The 6,321-nt window shown below is 51.0% G+C and carries 7 protein-coding genes; 6 read left to right on the plus strand and 1 reads right to left on the minus strand.

Translation table 11 applies throughout. The features are described from left to right. Positions 1-40 precede the first annotated feature (40 nt). Positions 41-769 carry a LolA-like protein gene (locus tag J0A68_RS20415; RefSeq protein WP_236025690.1) on the plus strand — a complete coding sequence of 243 codons (729 nt, stop codon included), beginning with the start codon at positions 41-43 and terminating at the stop codon, positions 767-769. Positions 770-817: 48 nt separating this feature from the next. Here J0A68_RS20415 and J0A68_RS20420 read toward each other — a convergent pair whose 3' ends face one another. Continuing rightward, positions 818-2,476, minus strand: coding sequence for a M61 family metallopeptidase (locus J0A68_RS20420; RefSeq protein ID WP_206580103.1), 1,659 nt, complete (start codon positions 2,474-2,476; stop codon positions 818-820). Between the two features lie 137 nt (positions 2,477-2,613). Between J0A68_RS20420 and rpmH the strand changes: the two genes are divergently transcribed. Genes rpmH through J0A68_RS20445 form a run of 5 tightly spaced genes read left to right on the plus strand, consistent with a single transcriptional unit; the run spans position 2,614 to position 6,055 of the window. After that, complete coding sequence (gene rpmH / locus J0A68_RS20425; RefSeq protein ID WP_077346283.1) at positions 2,614-2,772, plus strand: 50S ribosomal protein L34; 159 nt, start codon at positions 2,614-2,616, stop codon at positions 2,770-2,772. A gap of 48 nt (positions 2,773-2,820) precedes the next feature. Continuing rightward, positions 2,821-3,204 carry a ribonuclease P protein component gene (rnpA, locus tag J0A68_RS20430; RefSeq protein WP_206580104.1) on the plus strand — a complete coding sequence of 128 codons (384 nt, stop codon included), beginning with the start codon at positions 2,821-2,823 and terminating at the stop codon, positions 3,202-3,204. Further along, a complete protein-coding gene (locus J0A68_RS20435; protein WP_206580105.1) occupies positions 3,197-4,858 on the plus strand; it encodes a S41 family peptidase in 1,662 nt (553 codons plus the stop codon). The genes rnpA and J0A68_RS20435 overlap by 8 nt, the downstream gene beginning before the upstream one ends. Before the next feature lies 1 nt (position 4,859). Then, on the plus strand, positions 4,860-5,549 hold the full coding sequence (gene tsaB / locus J0A68_RS20440) for a tRNA (adenosine(37)-N6)-threonylcarbamoyltransferase complex dimerization subunit type 1 TsaB (protein ID WP_206580106.1): 690 nt from the start codon (positions 4,860-4,862) through the stop codon (positions 5,547-5,549). Next, a complete protein-coding gene (locus J0A68_RS20445; protein WP_206580107.1) occupies positions 5,546-6,055 on the plus strand; it encodes a DUF2480 family protein in 510 nt (169 codons plus the stop codon). The genes tsaB and J0A68_RS20445 overlap by 4 nt, the downstream gene beginning before the upstream one ends. Positions 6,056-6,321 lie beyond the last annotated feature (266 nt).

The following is a 6,321-nucleotide window of genomic DNA, read 5'->3' on the forward strand; positions in this document are numbered from 1 at the left end:
GGGGATCACCCCTCCTTTTTTATACTTGAAAACAAACCTTATGAAAATCAGATCAATCGCATTGCTGGGCCTGCTGGGACTGGGGCTTTCTACCCAGATCCAAGCTGAAAAAGTCCCGACTCCTGCCGAGCATCGTGCAGTCGTCAAAAATGACGTGGCGACCGTCGTGGCCAAATACCTCGAGGCGCTGGGCGGCGTGGACAAAATCAAAAACATCAAGAATGCCACCATGACCGCGGAGGCAAGCTTCCAAGGACAGGTGATCGAGATCAAGACGATCTCCGACGCGGAAAATTCCCGTCTGATGCAGTCTATGGCTGTGGGTGGCAATGTGATGCAAAAGACCGTGCTGGTGGATGGCAAGGGCCAAATGATGATGATGGGCCAAACCCAGGAGCTGCCTGAGTCTGCGGCCGGAATGCTCAACTCACAGACTTTCCTCATTCCAGAGCTGTACTATGAAGAGATCGGTTTCAAATCCGTCTATGTGGGGCTCGAAGACATGGAGGGCACGCAGGTGCACAAGCTGGAGGTGACCTCGCCTGAGGGGATGGTCATCAACGAATACTATTCCGTGGAGAGCGGCTTGAAGCTGAAGTCCAGCTCGGGAAACTCTGGGGATGTGTTCTACTCCGACTACCAGGAGGTCGATGGCATAAAGTTTCCGATGCTTTTGACCATCAAAAATCCCATGCTTCCCATACCGCTGGAGGCTAAAATCGTCTCGCTGCGCTTCAATCAGTCCCTGACTGATGCTGATTTTCAGTGATAGTGGACACCAAGATCACCAAAGGCCTCCAGCAGTGGAGGCCTTTTTTCATGTCTTCCATTTCCGGAACCACTCGGTTTCCTTGACACTGCGGAGGGAGTAGCTGGGATAGTAGGGGCCTATTTCTGAGGAAAGATGGATTGTCAGCGAGCGGCCAAGCCGATCCACTTGGAGTTCTATATCGGACTGGTCTTTCGGTCTTTCGACAGGCCAGTTAAGGATTCGGTCGTTTTTCATCAGTTGGGAAAAGGCAGCTGCATCCGGATGCAGTTGGACGACCACTCCTTCGGCGTCGGTTCGGATTCCCTTTTGGTGCAGCAGCCAGTCTTCGCCGTGCTTTTCGGACATTTCGATCCCGACTTCTGCGAAAAAACCTGCAAGCTTCCCAAAGAGATCGGCGTATCCGTGTACAAAGCCAGCGAAGAATCTCCGTATTTCGCTTTGCTCCGCAATCTCCCCGAAAATCACATTTTCGAAGTCGCTGAGCTCATAGCCGATCGAGGGTTTGCCATAGCTGTCCCACATCCTATTCATCACTTGGGCTAGGGAGCTCCCATTTTTGGTCAGCAACATGTCTATGCAGAAGGCAAGCAGCGCACCTCGCGAGTAGATGTTCACCTTTCGGTCCGGGATGCCTGGCGTGTAGCCGTCCAGCCAGAGGTCAAAGGACGATTCAAGAATGTTGTAGTTTTTCCAGCCTTGGTGTAGCGCCTCTCGGTTGACGATCTTTTCAAAATGTCGCAGGTAAGTGTCCAGCTCGTACACCCCCGATTTGAGCAGATAGAGGTCGCCCATGTAGGTGGTCACTCCCTCCAGCACCAGTCCCGCTTGGGTGTAGGTTTCTTTCGAAAAGTCGTAGGGCAGCAGTTCTTTGGGACGGATGCGGCAGACATTCCAGGCATGATACAGCTCGTGGCAGCTTACACCCAGCAGTTCTTCCATTTCCGCCGGCTCTGCCAGTTTTTCGGCTGGGCCAAACGTGATGACCGTGCCGCGCCTATGTTCGACGCCATGATAGTGGGGATAGGGCAGGAGCTGAAAGATGAACAGGTACTCCGGCTCGGGAAACTCTCCAAAGTCTTCGATCATTCTTTTGCTGAAAGCAACAAACCGCTCGATCAAAAGGGTTTTGTCAAAATGGATTTCGCCCTGGATCCAGATGTGAAACCTGGTGCCCCCTGCCTGATAGTCCCAATGGCTGAGCTTTTTCGCAGCTAAAATCGTCGAGTCAGCCAACATCTGGAAGTTTGTCGCGGCCCAAACGGAATCCGAAACCGGGATCAATGTGCTGATCTGCTCAGGGAAACCGGGCAGGTCTAGCGCTACTTCTATTTTCTCATCGCTTCTCCCCATGACGTCAAAGCAGCAGTTGACCAGATTGAGATAGATCTGCTCGTCGTCAGCCCAGGCGCTTCCCGCGTCCATTTTTCCCGCCCAGTATTGATAGTCGATCTGTATTTGGCCAGAGCCTTCGGGGAAAATCTCCCAGCGGTCTTTGCTGGTTTTTCGGAAACCGACCTTTCTGTTTTTTTTATCAAAAACCCGGAAGCCCCGGATATTTTGGGCATAATTTGCCAGCTGGTAGCGGCCCGCTCTCCAGGCGGGGAGCTGAAGCAAAACGGGACTTTCGTCGATCGGCTCCAGGCTCAGTCTGATTTGGACAAACTGGGAAGTGGGGTAGGGACAGGAAATCTGGTAGTAAATCATGCTTTTCTTACTGAGTCTCAAAACAAATGTAGGAGGGTGATTTGTATTTAATAAAATGGTGCATATCTTTGCAGTCCTTTTTGGGGTCAATACCAAAACGGAAAGTCCAGAAAGCAATTAGATAAAGATATTCGATCATGAAAAGAACATTCCAGCCTTCTAATAGAAAGAGAAAAAACAAGCACGGCTTCAGAGAGAGAATGGCGACTGCCAACGGCAGAAGAGTACTGAGAGCCAGAAGAGCAAAAGGAAGACACAAGCTGACTGTATCTTCTGAAAAGACATTGAAGAAGTAATTCTTTGCACTGCTTTTCGTATGTTCACATACGAGTACAGTCCTTGCAATGAATTATCGACTTCCGAAATCTGAACGGCTTCATGCCGAGAAGTTAATCAAGGAACTTTTTAACGAAGGTTCCTCTTTTTTTTTGTACCCCTTCAAAGTAATTTTTTTGAGGAAAATTGACCTGTCGGGGCAGGCCAACCAAGTGCTTTTTTCCGTATCGAAAAAGAAGATCAAACGGGCCAATGGCCGAAACTTCATCAAGCGCCGCCTGAAGGAGGCATATCGGCTCAATAAGCATATATTGCCTCCTGATGGAATCATCCTGGGCTTTATATTTGTTGGAAAGGCTGAAATGTCCTTTGCCGAGCTCGAACCCAAAATGGTGCAGGCACTGACCAAACTTTCCCAGGAGACCGCTCCAAACCCACTTTCCCATGATTGAAAAACTGAAAAAACCGGCTGTTTACATTCCGTTGATCCTGCTGTTGTGCTCGGGAGTTTTTGCCTTTCAGGTGAAAAACGACAAGCTTTTTGCCCTGGCCAAAAACATAGACATCTTTGCCACGCTGGTGCGGGAGCTGGACTCCTACTACGTGGACGAGATCGATCCGGACAAGCTGGTCACCATCGGGATCAATGCGATGCTCGAGGAGCTGGATCCCTACACCGAATACATCCCCGAGGAGGAGTCGGATGATTTTCGTATGCTAACCACGGGTGAATATGCCGGCGTGGGAGCGCTGATCGGCAATCGGGGCGAAGGGAATATGGTCTTGATGCCTTACACGGGTTTTCCCGCACAGCTCGCCGGGCTAAAGATCGCGGACTACATCCTGAAAATCGACTCCGTGGATGTGGTGGGCAAGGCTACTTCGGAGGTTTCCGACCTATTGAAAGGCCCCCCGAACACACCCTTGAAGGTGAAGGTGCTGCGGGACAAGGACACCCTGGACTTTTCCCTGGTCAGAAAGAAGATCTCTCTGAAGAATGTGCCGTTTTATGGCAAGCTTGACGATAAGACGGGCTACATCAAGTTGGCTGATTTTACCACCAATGCCTCCGCCGAAGTGAGAAATGCGCTGGTGAACCTGAAATCCCGTGGTGCGGATAGGCTTATTTTGGACTTGAGGGACAATCCAGGTGGACTGGTCAGCGAGGCGGTAGAGATCGTCAACCTTTTCATCCCGAAAGGAAAGGATGTGGTGAAGACCATAGGCAAGCTTCAAAACGTGAACTACAACTACAAAACCACCAAAACCCCGGTGGACAAGGATATTCCCATCGTTGTGCTGATCAACGAGCGCAGTGCCTCTGCCGCGGAGATTGTCGCCGGCGCATTGCAGGACTATGACCGTGCCGTGTTGGTTGGTAGAAAGTCCTTTGGGAAAGGGCTGGTGCAGACCACTATCCCATTGACCTACAATGCGCAGGTAAAAATAACGACGGCAAAGTACTACATCCCGAGCGGACGCTGCATCCAGGCGATTGACTACGCGCAGACTCGCGAAAACGGGGAAATCACCTCTGTGCCGGATTCCCTGAGGAAGGTCTTCAAGACTGCAAACGGAAGAAAGGTGCTGGACGGAGCTGGTATCGAGCCTGATGCCTTGGTGGAGGAAGTGAGCTATGCGCCGATCTCCTATACCTTGGTGGCTGGAAACCATATTTTTGATTTTGCCACGCAATACTTCTACAAGCACAAGTCCATCTCGGAGCCGATGACCTTTACAGTCACTGATCAGGACTACGAGGAGTTTAAGAAGTTTTTGGTCGGAAAAGAGTACGACTACACCACCTATGTGGAGAAGTCTGTCCAGGATTTGGAGAAATATGCTGAAAAGGAGGAGTATTTCGGAGAGATCAAGGCACAGCTAGAAGCCATCAAGGCAAAGGTGAACCATAGTAAAGAGCAAGATCTCGATACCCACCGTGAAGAGGTGAAGAAGATCCTAAGCGAGGAAATCGTGTCGAGATATTACTTTCAGGAAGGGATGATAGAGGCAGGACTGGATCAGGATCCGGCCGTTGACCTGGCAAAATCCTATCTCGCCGACCCTGCCAAGATCGCAAATACCCTGACGGCCTCCGCCAAGTAAGATGACGCATATCCTTTCCATAGAGACTTCCACGCCGATCTGCTCGGTGGCGATCCATAGCGATGGCAGTCTTCGGGCACTTGCCGAAATCAACGAAAGCGGCGCTCATGCCGAGCGGCTGATGCTGTTGGTGGAGGAGGTTTTGCAGAAGACTGGGCTCGAGTTTAGCCGACTGGATGCGATCGCGGTCTCCGAGGGGCCGGGGTCTTACACGGGCTTGAGGATCGGCGTGTCTACCGCCAAGGGCTTGGCCTTTGGTCTTGGCAAGCCGCTGATTGGAGTGAATACCTTGCAGGCTTTGGCAAGTGCCGTTTTGCTGGAAGAAGGCGAACTGGTCATCCCTGTCCTAGACGCCCGAAGGATGGAAGTGTACAGGGAGGTTTTTGATCAGAAGCTGGACTCGGTCGCGGCTTTGGATTCGGAGGTTTTGGAAGAAAACTCTTTTGAAAACTTTCTGGACGCCCATCGGGTTTGCTTTCTAGGCGATGCGGTAGAAAAAGTCCAGTCCGTAGTGGCGCATGAAAACGCGAGGTTTTTGACCGACAAGACGTTTTCTGCGGAAAACATGGGAGGGCTGGCGTTTCAGAAATTTCAGAGAGGCGAATTTGCGGACTTGGCTTATTTCGTTCCCAACTACCTCAAAGAGTTCAAGGCGCTGCATTCCAAGAAAAATCCATTGTTAAGTCTATGAGTGAAATAGTCAATAGAGTCGCTTCGAGTGCCATCCTTTCGGTGGATATGGAGGAGTTTTATCCTCAGGAGGAGAGGCTGGTGTTTGACCTGAAGCCTTTCCTCTTTCAGGAATTGATTCTGCGCGAAAAGGATTTCCGACAAGCCTTGAAGGAATTGGACTGGTCGGTCTATCGTGGCAAATGGGTCGCGGTAGATTGTACCGCTGACGCGATTGTGCCTACCTGGGCGTTTATGCTCGTGTGCACTTACCTGGAGGGAACTTCGAAGGGATATGTGTTGGGCAATTTGGATACTCTGGAGCAACATATTGCCGAGACCGCGCTTTCTGGACTGGACTTGGAGGAATTCCAAGACCGTCCCGTGGTGGTGAAGGGGTGTTCCAAGTTTCCAATACCGCTTTTTGCCTATGGCCGGTTGGTGTCTTTGTTGCAGAGCCGCGCCAAGAGTTTGATGTTTGGCGAACCGTGTAGTACGGTGCCCTTGTTCAAGCGTCCGAAGCCCTAGACCGGTTTTCGGCAGTTTTGTGAGGTAGAGCAATGGAAGAAAATAGGCCCCTTGGAGAAGTTTCCTTGGGGCTTTTTTGTGGGGTGAAACTTTTCCCCGATCATTTCCAGGGAGTTACGTGGAAGTTGTGTTTTTTTTTGTGCGGGGTATTGTTGTGGAGGAAAAAAGGGGGATATTTGCACTCCCAATCGACGCGGACGGCGCGGGGGAAAGTTGAAAAGCGGGAGTGGAACACTGGAGAGCACGGCCTAAGCGGTTGTGGTCCA

The organism is Algoriphagus oliviformis (assembly GCF_017254915.1).
Lineage (GTDB): Bacteria > Bacteroidota > Bacteroidia > Cytophagales > Cyclobacteriaceae > Algoriphagus > Algoriphagus oliviformis.